Raw genomic sequence first — 17,104 nt, 5'->3', positions numbered from 1 at the left:
TCTCCCCCCTTGAGGGGGAGATGCCCGGCAGGGCAGAGGGGGGTAAGCGACGCGCATCACTTTACTTGCCCTGCGCCCGCAGCACATCCTCAGCCTGCGCAGCCAGGATCTCGCGGACCTTCGCCACCAGATCGGCCTCCAGCACGGTGACCTGCGCCACACGCGCCTCCCGCCAGCTGGCATTGTCCTCGATCTCGCCGGAGAGACGCTTGCCCTCAATCAGGTCCTTGATCTGCACAACGCCTTCGGCGCGCTCGTCACCGCCCTGGATGATGGCGATGGGGGAGCCGAGGCGGTCAGCATATTTCAGCTGATTGCCGAATTTCTTCCAGTTGCCCTGGTACATTTCGGCGCGAATGCCCTCGGCGCGCAAGGCCTGCGTGAAAAGCTGGTAACGGCCCATGCTTTGCACATCGCCATCCATGACGGTGATGAGAACGGGGGCAAGTGGCTTGAGCTGGCCGAGCTTGCCGAGGTTCTTCAGCGCCGTCATCAGGCGCGAAACGCCGATGGAGAAGCCCGTGGCCGGAACCGGCTGGCCCATGAAGCGCGACACGAGGCCATCGTAACGCCCGCCGCCGCCGACCGAGCCGAACACGACCTTCTCGCCCTTTTCATTGGTGACGTCGAAGGTCAACTCGGCTTCATAGACCGGGCCGGTGTAATATTCGAGACCGCGCACGACCGAGGGATCGATCTTGATGCGCGTCGCATCGTAACCGGCGCTGGAAACCAGAGCGCCGATGGTGTTCAGCTCATCGACGCCTTCCTCGCCTTTCGTAGTGCCCGCGACCAGCTTCGCCAGATCATCGGCGCTTGCCGCATAATCCTTGATGCCGACGAAGAACAGGACCTTTTCGATCTGCTCCTCGCCAAGACCCGCACCCTTGGTGAAATCGCCGGACTCATCCCTGCGGCCGGGGCCGAGCAGCAGCTTCACGCCTTCGGGACCGAACTTGTCGAGCTTGTCGATGGCGCGCAACACGTTCAGCCGACGGCCGGCGTTCTCCTCGCCACCGAGACCGATGGCCTCCATCACGCCATCCAGCACCTTGCGATTGTTGACCCGGATGACATAGTCGCCGCGCTTTATGCCGAGCGCTTCGAGCGTATCGGCCATCATCATGCACATTTCGGCATCGGCCTGCACGCCGGAGGCACCCACCGTATCGGCATCGAACTGCATGAACTGCCGGAAGCGGCCGGGGCCGGGCTTTTCGTTGCGGAAGACATAACCGGCGCGATAGGTGCGGTACGGCAGCTGGATTTCGTTGAAATTTTCCGCGACATGGCGGGCGAGCGGCGCGGTGAGGTCGTAGCGCAGGCTCATCCACTGGTCGTCATCGTCCTGTAGCGAAAACACGCCTTCGTTCGGCCGGTCGCTATCCGGCAGGAACTTGCCGAGCGCATCGGTATATTCGAACAGCGGGGTCTCCACCGGATCGAAGCCGTAAAGCTCGTAGACCCTGCGGATCTTCTCGATCATCTCGTTGGTGGCATGAATATCGGCAACCGAGCGATCCACGAAGCCGCGCGGCAGGCGGGCTTTCAGTTTCTGAGGCTTTTTTGCTTTTTCGCTCATGGGGCCGATCCGATATTTTCCTGAAATCAAGCCGGTGTATTAGAGGATGAAGCCCGGTGCGGCAAGCCGCAAAGCCTCCGGTTTTGCTGGCTCGCTGGGCCGGACGGTGCTATGTGGGATACGTGTATCCCATTTATACCCGGAAGGACGCGACCCATGAGCAAACAGACGGCCATTCGCCTGCCGGACGAGACCTATCAACGGCTGAAGGCGCTTTCCGAGCGCACCGGCCGCACATCGGCTTTTTATATCCGCGAGGCGATCGAGAAACATATCGAGGATATGGAGGATCTCTATCTTGCCGAGGAGGCGACGCGGCAGCGTATCGCCAATAAAGAACGCACCTATGCTCTGGAAGAAGTGATGCGTGATCTTGACCTGGAAAATTGAATTCCAACGGGCTGCCGTCAAACAACTGGGCAAGCTGGCGAAGAGCGATGCCAATCGCATCATTTTCTTTCTGGCGGACCGGATCGCCAAGGATGACAATCCCCGCAAAACCGGCGCCGCCCTGCAGGGCTCCGAGCTTGGAAATTTCTGGCGCTACCGGGTGGGCGATTACCGCATCATCTGCGATATACAGGACCACAAGCTGGTCGTGCTGGTGGTCGAAATCGGCCATCGCCGTGATATCTACCGATAGGCATTCATGATCCTCGAAGCCCTGCAATATGCCGCCACGCGCGCGGTTACGCCGAAAGAATTCCGGCCGCATATCCGCTATTCCGTCAATCTGTGGGCGCGCGCCAACCGCTGCGCCAGGGCCTGGGCGGCGCATGAGGACAATAGCCGGCAATTCGTACTGCAATCGGCCCGAAAGCTGAAACAGCGGCGAACGGCGGTGGTGCTGGGGTCCGGCCTTTTGCGTGACGTGCCCCATGATGCGCTGGTGGCGATGTTCGATACCGTTGTGCTGGTCGATCTGGTGCATCTTGCCAGCGTGCAGGCGAAACTTCGACTGAACGCCAAAAAGAATGTTCGCATCGCCAATCGCGATCTTTCCGGCTTTGACGATGTTCTCGCCGGACGACAGGCGGAACCGCTCGATTTCCTGCGGCGGGTGCCCTATCTCGACCTCGTCGTCTCGGCCAATCTCCTGTCGCAGATCGGCACCGGCGCACGCCACCGGCTGGAGCGCGAGAAAATCGCCAATGCGCCGGATGATCTGCTGCCCAAACTCATTCGGACGCATCTCGATGCGCTGGCCGGGCTTCCCTGCAAGGCCTGCCTGGTGTCGGACATATCCTTCGATGTCATCGGCAAGGATGGCAGCCTGCAGCAGCAGGAGGATTTGCTGCACGGCATCGAGATTTCCTCGCCCACCGCCGCATGGGAATGGCCGCTTGCCCCCTTCGGCGAGGAAAGCAGGGATTATCGCATCGTGCATCACGTCATCGCGCGCGAACTCACGTGAGCGTCATGCTTATTCCACAATTTCCGCGGTAAATTCGCGCCATGTCCCTGATGGTCCGCACCTTGATGTTCCTTGCCTGCCTGCTTTACGGTGCAATGCCGGCGCAGATGGCAATGAGCATGCCGGTGGGTGCGGGCATGGCCGTTTCGTCGCAACCGGCGATGAGCCATGGAAACGCCCATTCAAACCATGGCGCAGCCCATGGGCAGGGCGCGGCCAAGGCCCCTGAATCGGGCACAGGCGATTGCTGCCCGCATGGTGACGGCGTCGCGCATCCCGGCTCCTGCGCCGCCTGTCTTATCGTGGTTCCGCAAACGATCTTCGCCGATGGCGGCCGGATGATCTTCGCCTACCCCAAGCCGCAGCGCGGCAATCTCTTCAACGGCAAGGCTTTCGCGCCGCCGCTGCCGCCTCCCCGCGCCTGACCGCAGATTTTTCCAGTCAATCCATCGAAAAATCCGTCAGACACAGGAAGGATCATCCATGTCTATCAAGACCATAACACTCGCCGCCGCTTTTGCGGCCGTCCTCGCCATGCCCGTTTTCGCACAGGAAGCCGGCGGCCATGCCGGGCACACCATGTCCAAGGGTGCCGCAAGCGAAACCGGCTCCACCAAGGCCTTCATGGAAGCCAGCAAGAAGATGCATGGCGACATGGCCATCGATTATAGCGGCGATGCCGATGTCGATTTCGTGCGCGGCATGATCCCGCACCATCAGGGCGCGATCGATATGGCCAAGGTTGAGCTCGAATATGGCAAGGACCCGGAAATCCGCAAGCTGGCCGAAGAGGTGATCAAGGCGCAGGAAGGCGAAATCGCCATGATGAAGGCCTGGCTGAAGTCCAAGGGCAAGTGATTGATGCTGACGAAGGCGGAGCGCCGGTTGCGGCGCTCCTTCGGCGTTACGGCCTGTTTCTTCTCCCCGGCGGGGAGAAGAAACAGGCGACAGCCTTCCCATGCCAACGGCACCGGCGCGAACGCCGCCCGTACCGCTCCGTCACTCTATTACAGCCCCGCAAGACCGGCCTTATAGTCCTCCGATGCCGCCCGGCTGAGGCGCTCCAGTTCCATGGCGGCCCGGCTGGTGTGGCGTTCCTTGTGGCGCAAAAGAGCGAAGTTGCGGGCGGGCAGATCGATGCCGGAACGGACCAGCAGCCCCTGCCGCAGAAACAGCGAGGCGACGGAGGCGGAAACTGCCGTCGCGGCCCCGCCGGAACGCGCCGCCATCACCACCGCCTCGTTGGACGGCAGTTCCAGCATGACGGAAAGCTCACCCGGATCCACACCCATCTGTCGCACCGCCGCCTCGAAGGCGGAGCGGGTGCCGGAGCCCTGCTCACGCAATACCCATGAGGTGCCATAGAGAATATCAAGTGCTGTGAGATAACGGCCATCGGCAAAGGGATGGGCGGAACCGGTGACGACCAGCAGCTTGTCCGACACGACGGGCTGCACCATCAAGGCCGGCTCGTCGATCCTGCCCTCAATGAAACCGACCTCCGCCAGACCGTCCAGCACCGCCTGCGTCACCGTCTTGGTATTGCCGATATCGAGCCGGACGGTGACGCCGGGATAAAGCTTCTTGAACTGCATCAGGATCGGCGGCAGCCAGTAGCTTGCAATGGTCTGGCTGGCGCAGACGGTGATTTCGCCGCGCGTCAACCCGCCCATTTCGGAGAGGATCAATTCGGCATTGCGCACACGCGCCAGCGTCGCCTTGGCTTCGCCCAGAAACACCCGGCCGCTTTCGGTCAGTTCAATGTTGCGGCCCACACGGTGAAACAGTTCGACATTATAAAAAGCCTCGAGATTCTTGATGGCGGAGCTGACGGCGGAGGCGGTCAGACCGATGGCTTCGGCGGCCCTTGTCAGGTGCTCGCGTTCGGCGACGGCGATGAAAATGCGGAGTTGTTCGAAGGTCATGGCTTTTCATTCGATTTTATCGAATAATATATGCCATATTATTTGATAGAATAAAACAGGCGTCTACGGCATTGTCTGGCCATGGCACACCATCGCACGCTTACCCATCCGTTTCAGTTTTCGCTTCGCTGGCTGACCCCGCTTCTGCCGGGAATCCTGCTCTGCGCGGCGGTCAGCTGCGCCGCCATTCTGGCGGAGCGTTTTCAGGTGCGGCTTGCCGGCCATGCATGGCTTGGTGACCTCGTGCTTGCCATTCTGATCGGCACGCTTTTGCGGTCGCTGGTGTCGCTGCCGGCGGTCGCTTCGGCCGGCATCAGGTTCAGCGCCAAGACCCTGCTCGAAATCGCGGTGGCGCTTCTCGGTGCATCGCTCAGCCTCTCCATTCTCAAGGGCGCGGGCGGCTTGTTGATCGGCGGTATCGCGCTGATCGTCGCGCTGTCGCTGATCGTCAGCTATGCCGCCGGGCGAATGCTGGGCCTGCCACCCAAGCTCGCGACGCTGATCGCCTGCGGCAATTCCATCTGCGGTAATTCCGCCATCGCCGCCGCAGCACCCGCCATCGGCGCCAAGCCGGAAGATGTCGCCGCCTCGATTGCCTTCACCGCGGTTCTCGGCGTCGCCGCCGTGCTTTTGATGCCGTTCCTGCCGCAGCTTCTGGGTCTCGACGCCACCCAATATGGCATTTTCGCCGGCCTGACGGTCTATGCCGTGCCACAGGTTCTGGCCGCCACAGCCCCGCTCGGCGCGATCGCCGTGCAGACCGGCACCATCGTCAAGCTCATCCGCGTGCTGATGCTGGGACCTGTCATCGCCACGCTCTCCGTCATCCATGGCCGGTCCGACACGGGACGCCTGAGATTGCAGCAGATGGTTCCGTGGTTCATCATCGGCTTCGTGCTGATGATCATGGCCCGGTCCTTCGGCCTCATTCCCGAGGTTCTGCTTTCCCCCGTCGCTTCGATTTCCAATATCCTGACCATCATGTCGATGGCGGCGCTGGGGCTGTCGGTCGATATTCGCAGCCTTCGCCATGCCGGCGGCAAGGTCATCGTCGCCGCCAGCCTGTCGCTGGTGCTGCTGGGTGTTCTGAGTTTTGGCCTGATCGTGTTGACACAGGCGGCCTGAGAGCCGGACGTTATTTCCCGGTGCTGACCGTCAGCGTATAATGTGCGCCAAGGCCGCGGCGCGGCGATCCCAGAATGAGGGTCGGGCGGATCAGCCATTCGGTATCCACCTTCGGCGTCAGTGTCGCGACCTTGCCCTGGGAGTCGCTGAAGAAGATCGCGTCCTCATCCGGCGTTGAAAAATCGAAGATCGCCATCAGGACAAATTCGCTGGAGGCGGCAAGCTCCACCTTCACCGTCTCACCCGCCTTTACCTTCAGGCGATAGACGTCGCCGCGCCCGCGCCGGGTCCAGCCATCCAGCTTCAGCGGTCCAACTGGCGGCAGGGCCACTTCCTTCAGCCTTTCACCGTCATCGAGCCAGATGCCATCGACATTGCGGCTTTCCGCAAAAGACGGATGCGGCACGGCGGCGACGGCCATGGTGAAAGCCAGGAGAAGGGAAGTTGCCTTCATGGACGTATGAACTCCCGCCGCAGGGCCTCTATCGGCTGGCGGCAATGGCAGCCTTCGATATGGTCGTTGACCATACCCATGGCCTGCATGAATGCATAGACGGTCGTCGGGCCGACGAAACTCCAGCCCCGCTTCTTCAGATCCTTGGAAAGACGGATGGAGGCGGCGCTGGTGGGGTTGGCCCTTAACGTCGCATAGTCCAGCCTTTGCGGCCTTTCTGCGGCGGTGGGTTCGAAACTCCAGAAATAACGGGCGAGAGAACCGAATTCATCGCGCAGCGCCACGGCGCGGCGGGCGTTGTTGATGGTCGAAACGATCTTGCCGCGATGACGGATGATGCCCTTGTCACCAAGGCAGCGCTCGATATCGGCATCGCCAAACTCAGCCACTTTTTCGAATTCGAAATTGGCGAAGGCAAGCCGGAACGCTTCGCGCTTGCGCAGAACCGTCAACCAGGAAAGTCCGGACTGGAAGCCTTCCAGACAGATCTTCTCGAAAAGCCTGCGGTCGTCGGTGACGGGATAACCCCATTCATCGTCGTGATATCGGCTGTAATCCTCCAGTCCCTGCTGCCAGAAACACCGCACCCGGCCATCCGGGCCGGTTTCAAGTCCCGCTTCGCTCATTCCTCTGACAACCCCTTTTCGCTACCGCCCGTGAGCGGTGTGAGCCTGCGCACTTACCACTCATTCACCACGTTTCAACACCGGGCGCTAACCTTAAATACAGCTTTCCCTAATCAAGGGCTTTTTAATGAACAGCCATTTACGATTCGCTGGCGTCGAGGTGCGAACGTGTCGGGCAATGCGGGACAATATTCCCCGCCATTTCCATTGTTGCGGCATACCGCAGAGAGAGTCCACCCGATGCCGATGAAGTCCGTTTTTCTGGCGCTGAGCCTCGTTTCCACCCTCGCCGTCCCGGCCGCCATGGCCAATGAGCGTTATCGCGAACGTCCGCCCATCGTCGTCAGCCCGGATCTTTCCGCACCCTGGGTCACGCAGCTCGGCGGCCGCGGCAATGTGCGTCCGGTGGTTTATCCGCGCGCACCTGCCGCCCGCCAGCCGTTCTTGCAGCAGCGTCAGGCCGCCATGCCGCAGCGCCCGAGCTCCGGCGTCACATCGCAGCGTCCGGCACGGGTGCAGAATGCCGCCGTGCGCCCCAACGCGCCGGTGCGCACGCAGATCGCGCCGCAATTCCTGCCGCAGATCGTTACCTACCGGACCAATGAAAAACCCGGCACCATCGTCATCGATACGCCGAACCGCTTCCTCTATCTCGTGCTCGCCGACGGCAAGGCGCGGCGTTACGGCGTCGGCGTCGGCAAGCCCGGCTTCGAATGGGCCGGAACCCACACGGTGACCCGCAAGGCGGAATGGCCGAGCTGGACCCCGCCGAAGGAAATGATCACCCGAGAGGCGGCAAAGGGGCATTACCTGCCGGCCTTCATGGAAGGCGGCCCGGCCAACCCGATGGGCGCGCGCGCCATGTATCTCGGCTCCACGCTTTACCGCATCCATGGCACGAACCAGCCCTGGACGATCGGCAGCAACAACTCCTCCGGCTGCATCCGCATGCGCAACGAGGATGTCACCGATCTTTACGAGCGCGTAAACGTCGGAACCAGGGTCATTGTGATATGACGGCAACGGTTCAGCCTTTCCGGCTGCTGCAGGGCCGGAAAGGCGGCGTATCCGCTTGAATTGCCGCCCTGTGGCGCTACAATCCGGCTCACTTCAATGGAATGAAACTTGGCGGGGGACGCCAGGCGCCGAACCTCTCTCAGGGAGATGACGGAACGGCCTTAAAACGGGTGGTCAGCTGACCGCCCGTTTTTCGTTTCTGTCATTCAAATGTTATCAAAAAACGGTTTGGTGCATTTCTGATATCAATCTGGATTCTCTCCATGCCGCGCCATGTTTCCTTTGTCTGCGCCCTGCTCCTCAGCGGCGTTTCCTTCTCTGCCGCAATCGCAGGCGAATTTGAAATTTCCGGTTATGGCGGTTGGCAAAGCGCGCCGCACAGCGATGTGAACGTATCCGACGGACCGGATTTCCGTGCCGGCTGGGAAGGCAAATCCTTTTCCAGCCCACCCTATTGGGGCGTGCGCGGCACCTACTGGTTCGATGAGGGCCAGCTCCGGAATTTCGGTATCTCGCTCGATTTCACCCATGACAAGGTCTATGCCGACGACCAGACGCTTGCCCGCTCCGGCTGGTCGCATTTCGAATTCACCGACGGCCTGAACCTTCTGACCCTGAATGCGCTCTACCGCTTTCCGCTCGAATCCCTGCCGATCACCCCCTATGTCGGCGCCGGCGTCGGCATCAACGTGCCGCATGTGGAAGTGAACCGTCCCTCGGGCAGAACCTTCAAATACCAGTTCGGCGGCGCGACCCTGCAGGCGCAGGCCGGTGTCAGCTACCGCATCACCGACAACTGGTCGACCTTCGTGGAATATAAGGGCACCTATTCCTTTATCGATGTCGATATCGACAATGGCGCTTCGTTGAAGACCGATATCATCACCAATGCGGTGAATTTCGGCGTGGCTTATAAGTTCTAGTATTGACGTGGCAAATGGGGGCTTTCCGGCAGGCGCTGGGTGTCCCCTCAACCTCATTCCTGTGCTCGTCACAGGAATCCAGCCGACGCGCGTCTGCGCGCCGGAGGGAGTCTTTTCAGCCCAAGGACTTGGGCTGGCTGGATCCCTGTGACAGGCACAGGGATGAGGGAAAGGGAGCGGACGAGGCACCGGTCCGAACCTTTTGTGTCGTGTGCATGGCCCGAAAGTGCAGCACGTTCTAAACCGAAAACCGCGCCGGCTTCGGCCCGCCATAGGCCCAGTCCAGCAGTTCCACGGTGTGCAGGATGGGCATATCCGTGCCGGTTCCGATCTGCGTGATGCAGCCGATATTGCCGCTGGCGATGACATCCGCCCGCGTGGCCTCGATATTCTTCACCTTGCGCGCCTTGAGCTTGGCGGAAATTTCCGGCTGGAGAATATTGTAGGTTCCGGCCGAGCCACAGCAGAGATGCCCTTCGGCCGGATCGCGCACGGTAAAACCCGCCGCCTTCAGCAACTGTTTTGGCGCAAGCGTGATCTTCTGGCCGTGCTGCATGGAGCAGGCGGAATGATAGGCGACCGTCAGGCCCTGGCTTTGCCGTTGCGGCAGATCGAGGGTGGCGAGATATTCGGTGACGTCCTTTGCCAGCGCCGAGACCCGCGCGGCCTTTTCGGCATAAGCCGGATCGAGCCGCAGCATATGGCCATAGTCCTTGATGGTGGTGCCGCAGCCGGAAGCAGTGATGATGATGGCGTCGAGACCACCACTCTCCATCTCGCGCATCCAGACATCGACATTGCGCCGGGCCGAGGCGAGCGCCTCTTCCTCCCGGCCCATGTGATGCACCAGCGAACCGCAACAGCCCTCCCCCTTCGGCACGACGACCTCGATGCCGAGCCGTGCAAGCAGGCGCAGCGTCGCCTCGTTGATGCCGGGGTCAAGCACCGGCTGGGCGCAGCCGGTGAGGATGGCGACGCGGCCGCGCTTTTCGCCCTCGGCCGGTCTTTGTCCGGGATGGGTGGAAGCGGAGGCGGAAGGCACGGCGGCGGGGGCAAGAGCGAGCATGGATTGCAACGGCTTCAGCGCCGGAACCCTGGCAAGCAGGCCTGAGAAGGGCCGCGCCAGCCGTGCCAGATGCAAGGCCAGCCGGAAACGCGTGGGATGGGGCAGGACGGCGACCAGAAGATTGCGGATCAGCCGATCCATGAAAGGGCGCTTGTACGTCTGTTCGATGTGGGCGCGGGCATGATCGACCAGATGCATGTAGTCCACGCCGGAAGGACAGGTGGTGGTGCAGGCAAGGCAGGAGAGACAGCGATCGATATGGGTGACGACCTCGCGGTCGGCCGGACGGCTGTTTTCCAGCATGTCCTTGATGAGGTAGATGCGCCCGCGCGGGCTGTCCAGCTCGTTGCCAAGCGTGACATAGGTGGGACAGGTCGCGGTGCAGAAACCGCAATGTACACATTTGCGCAGGATTTTTTCGGATTCCGCCACATGCGGATCGGCCAGCTGCTGCGGCGTGAAGGATGTTTGCATGGTCAGACGGCCCTTTCCATCGTTGCGGCCATCTTGCCGGGATTGAAAATGCCCGTCGGATCGAGCTTTTCCCTGATCCGCGCCGAAAGCAGCGCCTCCGCAGCCGGGCGCGGTTCGAAAGCCGCCACGGTGGCGCGCACCGCATCGCCCGCTCTCACCAGCGTTGCGTGACCGCCGCCCAGCGCCCGGATCGCGCCGCGCAGCAAATCCGCCTCGGGATCGGCTTCCATCTGCATCCAGACAAGGCCGCCCTGCCAGTCGTAAAAGGCGTCGATGCCCGCCTCCATGCGCAGCGCTGCGACAAGCTGATGACCCACCGAAGGCGCGACCGATACTTTCCACACGGGCTTCGTTCCCTGTCCGGCATAGGGTGCGACATCCCGCACCTGCTGCCATAAATGCTTGCTGTCCTCGCCCTCCAGCAATGCCCACGGCCCCACGCGATCCATGACCGAAAGGAGTTTGGCCGTGCGCGCCTCCACCGAGGCGGAAAGCCCTTCCAGCCGCAGGATAGTCGCCGGGCCGTCCGGCAATCCGCCATCGATGAAGCGGTAACGAACGCTTTCCGGCAGATGCGCCGCGCCGGAGACCTCGACGCTCATCGCCATCGCCGCCGCCATGATGCGGTTCGCCGCCTCGTCATCGAGACCGGACACGACCACGGTTTTTTCCGCAGGCGGTTTCGGCAACACCCGGAAGGTGACTTCGGTGAGAAAGCCGAGCGTGCCGAAGGAGCCGGCAAGGAATTTCGACAGGTCGAGCCCGGTGACATTCTTCATCACCCGGCCGCCGGCCTTGATGATCTCTCCGCTGCCATTGACGAAACGGATGCCGAGCAGGCTGTCGCGGGCGGCCCCTGCCACATAACGGCGCGGGCCGGAAACATTGGCGGCAAAGACACCGCCGATGGTCGGTTCGCCTGCGGTGCCCATGATCGGGCGATGATCCATCGGCTCGAAGGCCATCATCTGGCGGTTTTCCGCAAGGGCGGCTTCGACGGTGGCGAGCGGCGTGCCGGCCTTGACGGTCATGACCATTTCGGCGGGGACGTAAGAGACGATGCCGTTCATGGCGCGGGAGGAGAGCGCATTACTTGCCGCGACTGCGTTGCCGAAACCGGAGCGGGTGTTGCCACCGATGATTTTCAGCGGGGTTTTTCGGGTGGCGTGGTCGCGGACGATGTCGGCGGCCTGTGTTTCTGAGTATGGGGTCAGCATGGGGTGGCGTGCTCCGGGTATGGGGTGGCGCGGTTGGCGCAAGAGAGACTGCGCTCCGAGCAAGAGGTACCCCCCTCTGCCCTGCCGGGCATCTCCCCCACAGGTGGGGAGATCGACTCGCGGCAAGGTCTCGCCTTTCTTATCGGCCGAGATAGAGCGACGTAGGTGCGTCTTGCCGATCTCCCCACCTGTGGGGGAGATGCCCGGCAGGGCAGAGGGGGGTAAACCGCACCCTCCAAGGCAACTAAGTTAACGTACCTCAATTGCGCCCCTCCAGCGGAAACACCTTGGAAGGGTTCATCAGCCACCCCTCGTCAAAAGCCGCCCGCACCGCCATCTGCTGGGCAAGATCGGCCTCAGCATACTGGTGGCGCATCAGATCGCGCTTTTCGATGCCGACACCGTGCTCGCCGGTCAGACAGCCGCCGGCATCCACGCAGAGCTTCAATATCTCATTGCCCGCTTCTTCCGCACGGGCCGCATCATCAGGGTCATTGGCGTTGAACAGGATGAGCGGATGCATGTTGCCATCGCCGGCATGGAAGACATTGGCAACGCGCAGGCCGAGCCGGTCGGTGATTTCGCTCGTCTTTTTCAAGACATGAGAAAGTTGGGAAAGCGGCACCGTGCCATCCATGCAGATATAATCCGCGATGCGGCCCGTCGCGCCGAAGGCGGATTTGCGGCCTTTCCAGATCGCCGCCGCCTCCATGGCCGACTGGCATTCCTTTACCGTCTTCACGCCATGTTTTCTGGCGATGGTAACGATATCGGCCAGCATGGCGTCCATTTCCGCCTCGGAGCCTTCGACCTCGACGATCAGAAGCGCGCCGACATCCAGCGGATATCCCGCCTTGGCAAAGGCCTCGCAAATCTCGATGGCCGGCTTGTCCATGAATTCGATGGCGACCGGGATGATGCCCGCGCCGATGATATCGGCCACACAGGAACCCGCTTCTTCAGAGGTCTCGAAACCGAACAGCACCGGCCGCGCGCCTTCCGGCCTGGCGATCAGCCGTACTGTCGCCTCCGTCACGATACCAAGCTGGCCTTCCGAACCGCAGACGAGGGCGAGAAGATCGTAGCCGGCGGCATCGAGGTGCCTGCCGCCCAGTTCCAGCACCGTGCCATCCACCAGCACCATTTTCACGCCGAGCAGATTGTTGGTGGTGACGCCATATTTCAGGCAATGCGCACCACCGGAATTCATGCCGATATTGCCGCCGATGGTGCAGGCAAGCTGCGAGCTGGGGTCCGGCGCATAAAAGAAACCTTCCGCGCCGGCCGCATCGGAAATGGAGAGATTGGTAACGCCCGCCTGCACCCGCGCGGTGCGATTGTAAAAATCGAGTTCGAGGATCGATGCCATCTTCGAAAGGCCGATCACCACCGCATCCTCCTGCGGGATCGCGCCGCCGGAGAGCGACGTGCCGGCGCCGCGCGGCACGACCGGAATGCCGTAACGGTGACAATATTTCATCACCGCCGCCACGTCTTCCGTCGTCTTCGGCAACGCCACGGCCAAAGGCAGGCGGCGATAGGAAACGAAGGCATCGGTTTCGAAAGGCACGAGTTCGCGCGGCTCGTGCACAAGACAGTCCGCCGGCAGAATATCCTTGAGGTCCGCTATGATGCGATCACGGCCTGCGACGACTTTCGCACGCGGCTCCAGAAACTTGATCGGCTGCGTCACCGCCCCTCCTCCATACATATTCCTCCAACTGGTATTCTTTCTTTACCACTTTGAAACGACGCAATCAAATGTTATGGATTTTTTCCATTATGGAAACAATCGGGGTCAACTATGACGAATCTGGGCGATCTGGAAGTCTTCGCAAGCGTTGCCGCTTCCGGCAGCATGTCGCTCGCCGCCAAGGAGCTTGGTTATTCGCCCGCCGTGATTTCCAAGCGCATCAAGCGGCTGGAGGAAAAACTCGGCGCGCGGCTGTTCCAGCGCACCACGCGGCAGATTTCCCTGACCGAAGCGGGACAGGGTTTTTACGAGCGGGTGCTGGCCGTGCTGGAGGGACTGGAGGAGGCCGAGGATTTCGTGTCCGGCAGGGCCAACACGGTCAACGGCACGCTGAAGGTTTCCGCCCCCACCTCCTTCGGGCGCATGCATATCGCGCCGCATCTGAGGACATTCATGGAGCGGCACCCTGATCTCTCGGTCAATCTGGTGCTCAGCGACGAGTTCATCGATATCATCGAGGGCGGTTACGATCTGGCGATCCGCATTGCCGATCTCAATTCCTCCAGCCTCGTGGCCCGCCGGCTGGCGCCGGTGCGCCGCGTGCTCTGCGCCTCGGCCGACTATGTGGCCGCACATGGCATGCCTGATACAATCGAGGATCTGAAGAAACACCGCTGCCTGCCGGCGCATAATAATGACATCTGGCGGCTGGAGGGGCCGGGCGGCGCGCTCAGCATCCGGCCGGAAGGCATGCTCGTCACCAATTCCAGCGAGGTTATCCGCGAAGCGGTGATATCGGGGCTTGGCATTGCGCTGCGCTCCACCTGGGATATCGGCCATGAATTGCGTAACGGCAAACTGGTGCAGGTCCTGCCTGGTTATGAGGGGTCGCGCAACGTGACGCTGTCGGCGGTTTATCCGAGCCGGCAGTTTTTGCCCGCCAAGGTGCGGCTGTTCATCGACTATCTGGCCGGGCTTTATGGGCCGTCACCCTATTGGGAGCAGGGCTGAGGCGGTTAAGGCGCCATCACCACCAATCTTCCCTCATCCCTGTGCTCGTCACAGGGATCCAGCCAGCCCAAGTCCTTGGGCTGAGAAGAGTCTTCCCGCCGCGTGAGAGCCGCGTCGACTGGATTCCTGTGACAAGCACAGGAATGAGGGAGGTGGGATGTCGTTCAGTGCCCACCTTCCGCATGAGATCGGCGGATGCGCCGCACCACCCACCACACGCCAAACACCGCGAAGGGAACGGAGATGCCGGTGACAATGGCAGGGTCGAGCGGCAGCACATCGTGGCTGATCGCCTTGGTAAGATAACCGATGAGGCCGACGACATAATAGGAGATGGCGGCGACGGAGAGGCCTTCCACCGTCTGCTGCAGGCGAAGCTGCATGGCGGCGCGCTTGTTCATGGTGTTCAAGAGCACGGTATTCTGCCGCTCCAGTTCCACATCGATCCAGCTTCGGACGAGCGCGGTGGCGCGGTAGAGCTTGCGCGACAGGTTGGCCTGCCGCTCTTCCACCGACTGGCAGGTGCGCATGGCCGGCGCCATGCGCCGTTCCAGAAAGCTGCCCATGGTTTCGTGGCCCTGCACCGGGGTTTCCGCCAGCGCCCGGATGCGTTCGCGCACGATGCCGTCATAGGCGCGGCTGGCGCCGAAACGATAAAGGCTGAGCGCGGCATTGGCTTCCAGTTCGGCGGCAAGCCGGGTCATCTCGGCCAGCAGCGCATCGGCCTCGTCGCGCGCGCCGTTTTTCATACGCTGGGTGATGCCCGTCAGGCCATCCTCGATGCGGCGGATTTCCGGCGACAGCGTCTGCGCCATCGGCAGGCCAAGCATGGCGAGCGTGCGATAGGTCTCTATGTCCAGCAGCCGCTGCACCAGCGCGCCGCGGCTATAGTCGCTCAAGCCGCGGTCGATCACCAATATCTGCGTCAGCCCGTCGCGATCCTGGCGGAAATCGGTGAGGATTGCCGCCTGCCCGTCGCGCACATCGCTATGACAGAGGCTGGACGGCTCGAAGATCGTCTCCCCTTGCGATGCGACACCGTTTTCCGGGCGGATTTCCAGCCGCACGCCAGAGATCAGCGAACCGGGCGGTGAAAAACCGTCGCCGAAAGGATCGCCGGCAATCTCGCCGCCGAATTTTTCCGGCGCCGGACCATCCCAGAACCAGGTGGAAAATTCCGTGTGCCGCTCCCAGCGCAGCGTCCCCTGCCCCCAGGGCATGGCATGGTGGCGGGCATCGCGCTCCGGCGGTGCGATACCGCGGCTGCGCGACATTTCCGCGATGACGGAGTGATGCACGGCGGAGCCGCCATCCATCATGAAGGCAAGCTGGACGATGATGCGCGACGGCGCGAGCAGCACCGTGGGGCGCGCATGCACCTCGCCCAGAGCCAGCGACCTTTCCGGCGCGCTTGCGAAAGCAAATCTACCCTTGGCCATTGCGATGTCGTCCCCGCTTTTGTCGCCGGATTCCTAAAACATCGATTGCAATGAAAACACCGCTATCGACGCCGATGTCATTGTTTTGATCCACCTGGTAGAAAAATCCACCATCATCACCCTGTCCGACCGCTGCTTTAACAAAAGCCAATTCGAAAAGGCAGATGCCGTGTTGCCGCAGGCATGACGCAGCCAGGCGGAGAACTGGACAGAATATTTGACCAGTGCGACGCTTCACTGGTACTTTGCCTGACATCAAATATGGGGCGGGATTTCGCCGGAGACTTCTGTGATGGACGAAACGCTATTCGCGCGCATCGAGCATAGCCGCACATCGCAGGAGGTGATCTTACGTTTCGAGGAACTGATCCTCGACGGCATATTGCGCGATGGCGACCGGCTGCCCGGCGAGCGCGAACTGGCGCAGCGCCTCGATGTCTCGCGACCGATCCTGCGGGAAGCGCTGAAGGAACTGGAAAACCGGGGGCTTCTCACCAGCCGGCATGGCGGCGGCACCCATGTCGCCGATATTGTCGGACCGGTCTTTTCCGATCCCCTGAGCGCGCTGATCACCCGCCACAGCCGGGCGACGCGGGATTTCCTCGAATATCGCCGCTACATCGAAGGCATGACCGCCGAACTTGCCGCACAGCGGGCAACGGAACCGGACAGGCGCAACCTTGCCGCCATCGTCGACAGGATGCGCGAGGCGCATGAGGCAGGCCGCTTCGACGAGGAGCTTGCGGGCGACGTGGAATTTCACAACGCCATCGGCGAAGCGGCGCATAATATCGTGCTGATGCACACGTTGCGCTCCTGCTACCGGCTCCTGAGCGACGACATCTTTTATAATCGCCACCTCATCTTCACCGTCGCGGGCGCCCATGACGAGGTGCTGAGACAGCATATCGCCATCCATGACGCCATCGCCGCCGGCGATCCGGCAGCGGCAAGGGCGGCGGCGGAGGCCCATATCGACTTCATCGTGGAGACGACATCCAAGGCGCATCAGGTGCGCGAATGGGACCGGATTTCGCGCCTGAGGCAGCAGCAGCGCAGCAACTGAAAAACGCCATCCGGCGAAATACGACATCGCTTTTATTCAGGTTTTGATGGAACCTTTTGTGCTCTTTGGTCT

18 protein-coding genes are annotated in these 17,104 nt (G+C 61.7%); 10 read left to right on the top strand and 8 right to left on the bottom strand.

The window, feature by feature from the left end; genetic code table 11:
- Positions 1-61: 61 nt before the first annotated feature.
- Positions 62-1,582, bottom strand: a complete 1,521-nt coding sequence (gene hisS, locus ACI2KA_RS07295; protein WP_404500629.1) for a histidine--tRNA ligase — start codon at positions 1,580-1,582, stop codon at positions 62-64.
- Positions 1,583-1,738: 156 nt separating this feature from the next.
- On the opposite strand from hisS, the gene ACI2KA_RS07290 reads away from it, so the two are divergent.
- The 5 genes from ACI2KA_RS07290 to ACI2KA_RS07270 are packed head-to-tail and all read left to right on the top strand — an operon-like array spanning position 1,739 to position 3,854.
- A complete protein-coding gene (locus ACI2KA_RS07290) occupies positions 1,739-1,972 on the top strand; it encodes a DUF6290 family protein (protein WP_149743651.1) in 234 nt (77 codons plus the stop codon).
- A complete protein-coding gene (locus tag ACI2KA_RS07285; protein ID WP_404500627.1) occupies positions 1,956-2,225 on the top strand; it encodes a type II toxin-antitoxin system RelE/ParE family toxin in 270 nt (89 codons plus the stop codon). Before ACI2KA_RS07290 ends, ACI2KA_RS07285 begins: the two co-directional genes overlap by 17 nt.
- Positions 2,226-2,231: 6 nt before the next feature.
- On the top strand, positions 2,232-2,996 hold the full coding sequence (locus tag ACI2KA_RS07280) for a hypothetical protein (RefSeq protein WP_404500625.1): 765 nt from the start codon (positions 2,232-2,234) through the stop codon (positions 2,994-2,996).
- 41 nt (positions 2,997-3,037) lie between these two features.
- Entirely contained in the window at positions 3,038-3,421 is a 384-nt protein-coding gene (locus ACI2KA_RS07275) for a hypothetical protein (protein WP_404500623.1), read from the top strand.
- A 58-nt stretch (positions 3,422-3,479) separates the two neighbouring features.
- On the top strand, positions 3,480-3,854 hold the full coding sequence (locus ACI2KA_RS07270) for a DUF305 domain-containing protein (RefSeq protein WP_404500621.1): 375 nt from the start codon (positions 3,480-3,482) through the stop codon (positions 3,852-3,854).
- Between the two features lie 149 nt (positions 3,855-4,003).
- Here ACI2KA_RS07270 and ACI2KA_RS07265 read toward each other — a convergent pair whose 3' ends face one another.
- Positions 4,004-4,921 (bottom strand): LysR substrate-binding domain-containing protein, encoded by a 918-nt coding sequence (locus ACI2KA_RS07265; protein ID WP_404500619.1) that lies wholly within the window; start codon positions 4,919-4,921, stop codon positions 4,004-4,006.
- A gap of 81 nt (positions 4,922-5,002) precedes the next feature.
- On the opposite strand from ACI2KA_RS07265, the gene ACI2KA_RS07260 reads away from it, so the two are divergent.
- The gene (locus ACI2KA_RS07260; protein WP_404500617.1) at positions 5,003-6,046 is read left to right on the top strand and encodes a YeiH family protein; all 1,044 of its coding nucleotides are present in this window, start codon (positions 5,003-5,005) and stop codon (positions 6,044-6,046) included.
- A gap of 10 nt (positions 6,047-6,056) precedes the next feature.
- Here the strand turns inward: ACI2KA_RS07260 and ACI2KA_RS07255 are convergent, their stop codons facing one another.
- Together ACI2KA_RS07255 and ACI2KA_RS07250 are read right to left on the bottom strand one after the other, a co-directional pair.
- Positions 6,057-6,500 (bottom strand): hypothetical protein, encoded by a 444-nt coding sequence (locus ACI2KA_RS07255; protein ID WP_404500615.1) that lies wholly within the window; start codon positions 6,498-6,500, stop codon positions 6,057-6,059.
- Positions 6,497-7,126 (bottom strand): DNA-3-methyladenine glycosylase I, encoded by a 630-nt coding sequence (locus ACI2KA_RS07250; RefSeq protein WP_404500613.1) that lies wholly within the window; start codon positions 7,124-7,126, stop codon positions 6,497-6,499. The genes ACI2KA_RS07255 and ACI2KA_RS07250 overlap by 4 nt, the downstream gene beginning before the upstream one ends.
- 240 nt (positions 7,127-7,366) lie before the next feature.
- Between ACI2KA_RS07250 and ACI2KA_RS07245 the strand changes: the two genes are divergently transcribed.
- Together ACI2KA_RS07245 and ACI2KA_RS07240 are read left to right on the top strand one after the other, a co-directional pair.
- Complete coding sequence (locus ACI2KA_RS07245; RefSeq protein WP_404500611.1) at positions 7,367-8,143, top strand: L,D-transpeptidase; 777 nt, start codon at positions 7,367-7,369, stop codon at positions 8,141-8,143.
- Positions 8,144-8,406: 263 nt separating this feature from the next.
- Positions 8,407-9,066 (top strand): outer membrane protein, encoded by a 660-nt coding sequence (locus tag ACI2KA_RS07240; protein WP_404500609.1) that lies wholly within the window; start codon positions 8,407-8,409, stop codon positions 9,064-9,066.
- 238 nt (positions 9,067-9,304) lie between these two features.
- Here the strand turns inward: ACI2KA_RS07240 and glcF are convergent, their stop codons facing one another.
- The 3 genes from glcF to ACI2KA_RS07225 form a co-directional block, all read right to left on the bottom strand.
- Positions 9,305-10,606: a glycolate oxidase subunit GlcF gene (gene glcF, locus ACI2KA_RS07235; RefSeq protein WP_404500607.1), complete on the bottom strand. Its 1,302-nt coding sequence runs from the start codon at positions 10,604-10,606 to the stop codon at positions 9,305-9,307.
- A 2-nt stretch (positions 10,607-10,608) separates the two neighbouring features.
- Positions 10,609-11,823, bottom strand: coding sequence for a glycolate oxidase subunit GlcE (glcE, locus tag ACI2KA_RS07230; protein ID WP_404500605.1), 1,215 nt, complete (start codon positions 11,821-11,823; stop codon positions 10,609-10,611).
- 259 nt (positions 11,824-12,082) lie between these two features.
- Complete coding sequence (locus ACI2KA_RS07225; protein WP_404500603.1) at positions 12,083-13,534, bottom strand: FAD-linked oxidase C-terminal domain-containing protein; 1,452 nt, start codon at positions 13,532-13,534, stop codon at positions 12,083-12,085.
- 93 nt (positions 13,535-13,627) lie between these two features.
- Here ACI2KA_RS07225 and ACI2KA_RS07220 point away from each other — a divergent pair, with 93 nt between their 5' ends.
- On the top strand, positions 13,628-14,527 hold the full coding sequence (locus ACI2KA_RS07220) for a LysR family transcriptional regulator (RefSeq protein WP_404500601.1): 900 nt from the start codon (positions 13,628-13,630) through the stop codon (positions 14,525-14,527).
- A gap of 164 nt (positions 14,528-14,691) precedes the next feature.
- On the opposite strand, the gene ACI2KA_RS07215 is transcribed toward ACI2KA_RS07220, so the two are convergent.
- Complete coding sequence (locus ACI2KA_RS07215; protein ID WP_404500599.1) at positions 14,692-15,966, bottom strand: DUF3422 family protein; 1,275 nt, start codon at positions 15,964-15,966, stop codon at positions 14,692-14,694.
- A gap of 292 nt (positions 15,967-16,258) precedes the next feature.
- On the opposite strand from ACI2KA_RS07215, the gene ACI2KA_RS07210 reads away from it, so the two are divergent.
- Complete coding sequence (locus ACI2KA_RS07210) at positions 16,259-17,032, top strand: FadR/GntR family transcriptional regulator (protein WP_404500597.1); 774 nt, start codon at positions 16,259-16,261, stop codon at positions 17,030-17,032.
- Positions 17,033-17,104 lie beyond the last annotated feature (72 nt).

The organism is Agrobacterium sp. NPDC089420 (assembly GCF_044900305.1).
In the GTDB taxonomy this organism is placed as follows: domain Bacteria; phylum Pseudomonadota; class Alphaproteobacteria; order Rhizobiales; family Rhizobiaceae; genus Agrobacterium.
The sequence above is the reverse complement of the archived record's forward strand: the minus strand, read 5'-3'. Positions and strand labels throughout refer to the sequence as shown.

What these genes read in the sequence shown, in the direction of transcription:
- ACI2KA_RS07215 (WP_404500599.1), bottom strand. Translation starts at nt 15,966, where the DNA reads ATGGCCAAGGGTAGATTTGCTTTCGCAAGCGCGCCGGAAAGGTCGCTG.
- ACI2KA_RS07225 (WP_404500603.1), bottom strand. Translation starts at nt 13,534, where the DNA reads ATGTATGGAGGAGGGGCGGTGACGCAGCCGATCAAGTTTCTGGAGCCG.
- ACI2KA_RS07270 (WP_404500621.1), top strand. Translation starts at nt 3,480, where the DNA reads ATGTCTATCAAGACCATAACACTCGCCGCCGCTTTTGCGGCCGTCCTC.
- ACI2KA_RS07260 (WP_404500617.1), top strand. Translation starts at nt 5,003, where the DNA reads ATGGCACACCATCGCACGCTTACCCATCCGTTTCAGTTTTCGCTTCGC.
- ACI2KA_RS07210 (WP_404500597.1), top strand. Translation starts at nt 16,259, where the DNA reads ATGGACGAAACGCTATTCGCGCGCATCGAGCATAGCCGCACATCGCAG.
- hisS (WP_404500629.1), bottom strand. Translation starts at nt 1,582, where the DNA reads ATGAGCGAAAAAGCAAAAAAGCCTCAGAAACTGAAAGCCCGCCTGCCG.
- ACI2KA_RS07280 (WP_404500625.1), top strand. Translation starts at nt 2,232, where the DNA reads ATGATCCTCGAAGCCCTGCAATATGCCGCCACGCGCGCGGTTACGCCG.
- ACI2KA_RS07275 (WP_404500623.1), top strand. Translation starts at nt 3,038, where the DNA reads ATGTCCCTGATGGTCCGCACCTTGATGTTCCTTGCCTGCCTGCTTTAC.
- ACI2KA_RS07240 (WP_404500609.1), top strand. Translation starts at nt 8,407, where the DNA reads ATGCCGCGCCATGTTTCCTTTGTCTGCGCCCTGCTCCTCAGCGGCGTT.
- glcE (WP_404500605.1), bottom strand. Translation starts at nt 11,823, where the DNA reads ATGCTGACCCCATACTCAGAAACACAGGCCGCCGACATCGTCCGCGAC.
- ACI2KA_RS07250 (WP_404500613.1), bottom strand. Translation starts at nt 7,126, where the DNA reads ATGAGCGAAGCGGGACTTGAAACCGGCCCGGATGGCCGGGTGCGGTGT.
- ACI2KA_RS07220 (WP_404500601.1), top strand. Translation starts at nt 13,628, where the DNA reads ATGACGAATCTGGGCGATCTGGAAGTCTTCGCAAGCGTTGCCGCTTCC.
- ACI2KA_RS07245 (WP_404500611.1), top strand. Translation starts at nt 7,367, where the DNA reads ATGCCGATGAAGTCCGTTTTTCTGGCGCTGAGCCTCGTTTCCACCCTC.
- ACI2KA_RS07255 (WP_404500615.1), bottom strand. Translation starts at nt 6,500, where the DNA reads ATGAAGGCAACTTCCCTTCTCCTGGCTTTCACCATGGCCGTCGCCGCC.
- glcF (WP_404500607.1), bottom strand. Translation starts at nt 10,606, where the DNA reads ATGCAAACATCCTTCACGCCGCAGCAGCTGGCCGATCCGCATGTGGCG.
- ACI2KA_RS07265 (WP_404500619.1), bottom strand. Translation starts at nt 4,921, where the DNA reads ATGACCTTCGAACAACTCCGCATTTTCATCGCCGTCGCCGAACGCGAG.
- ACI2KA_RS07290 (WP_149743651.1), top strand. Translation starts at nt 1,739, where the DNA reads ATGAGCAAACAGACGGCCATTCGCCTGCCGGACGAGACCTATCAACGG.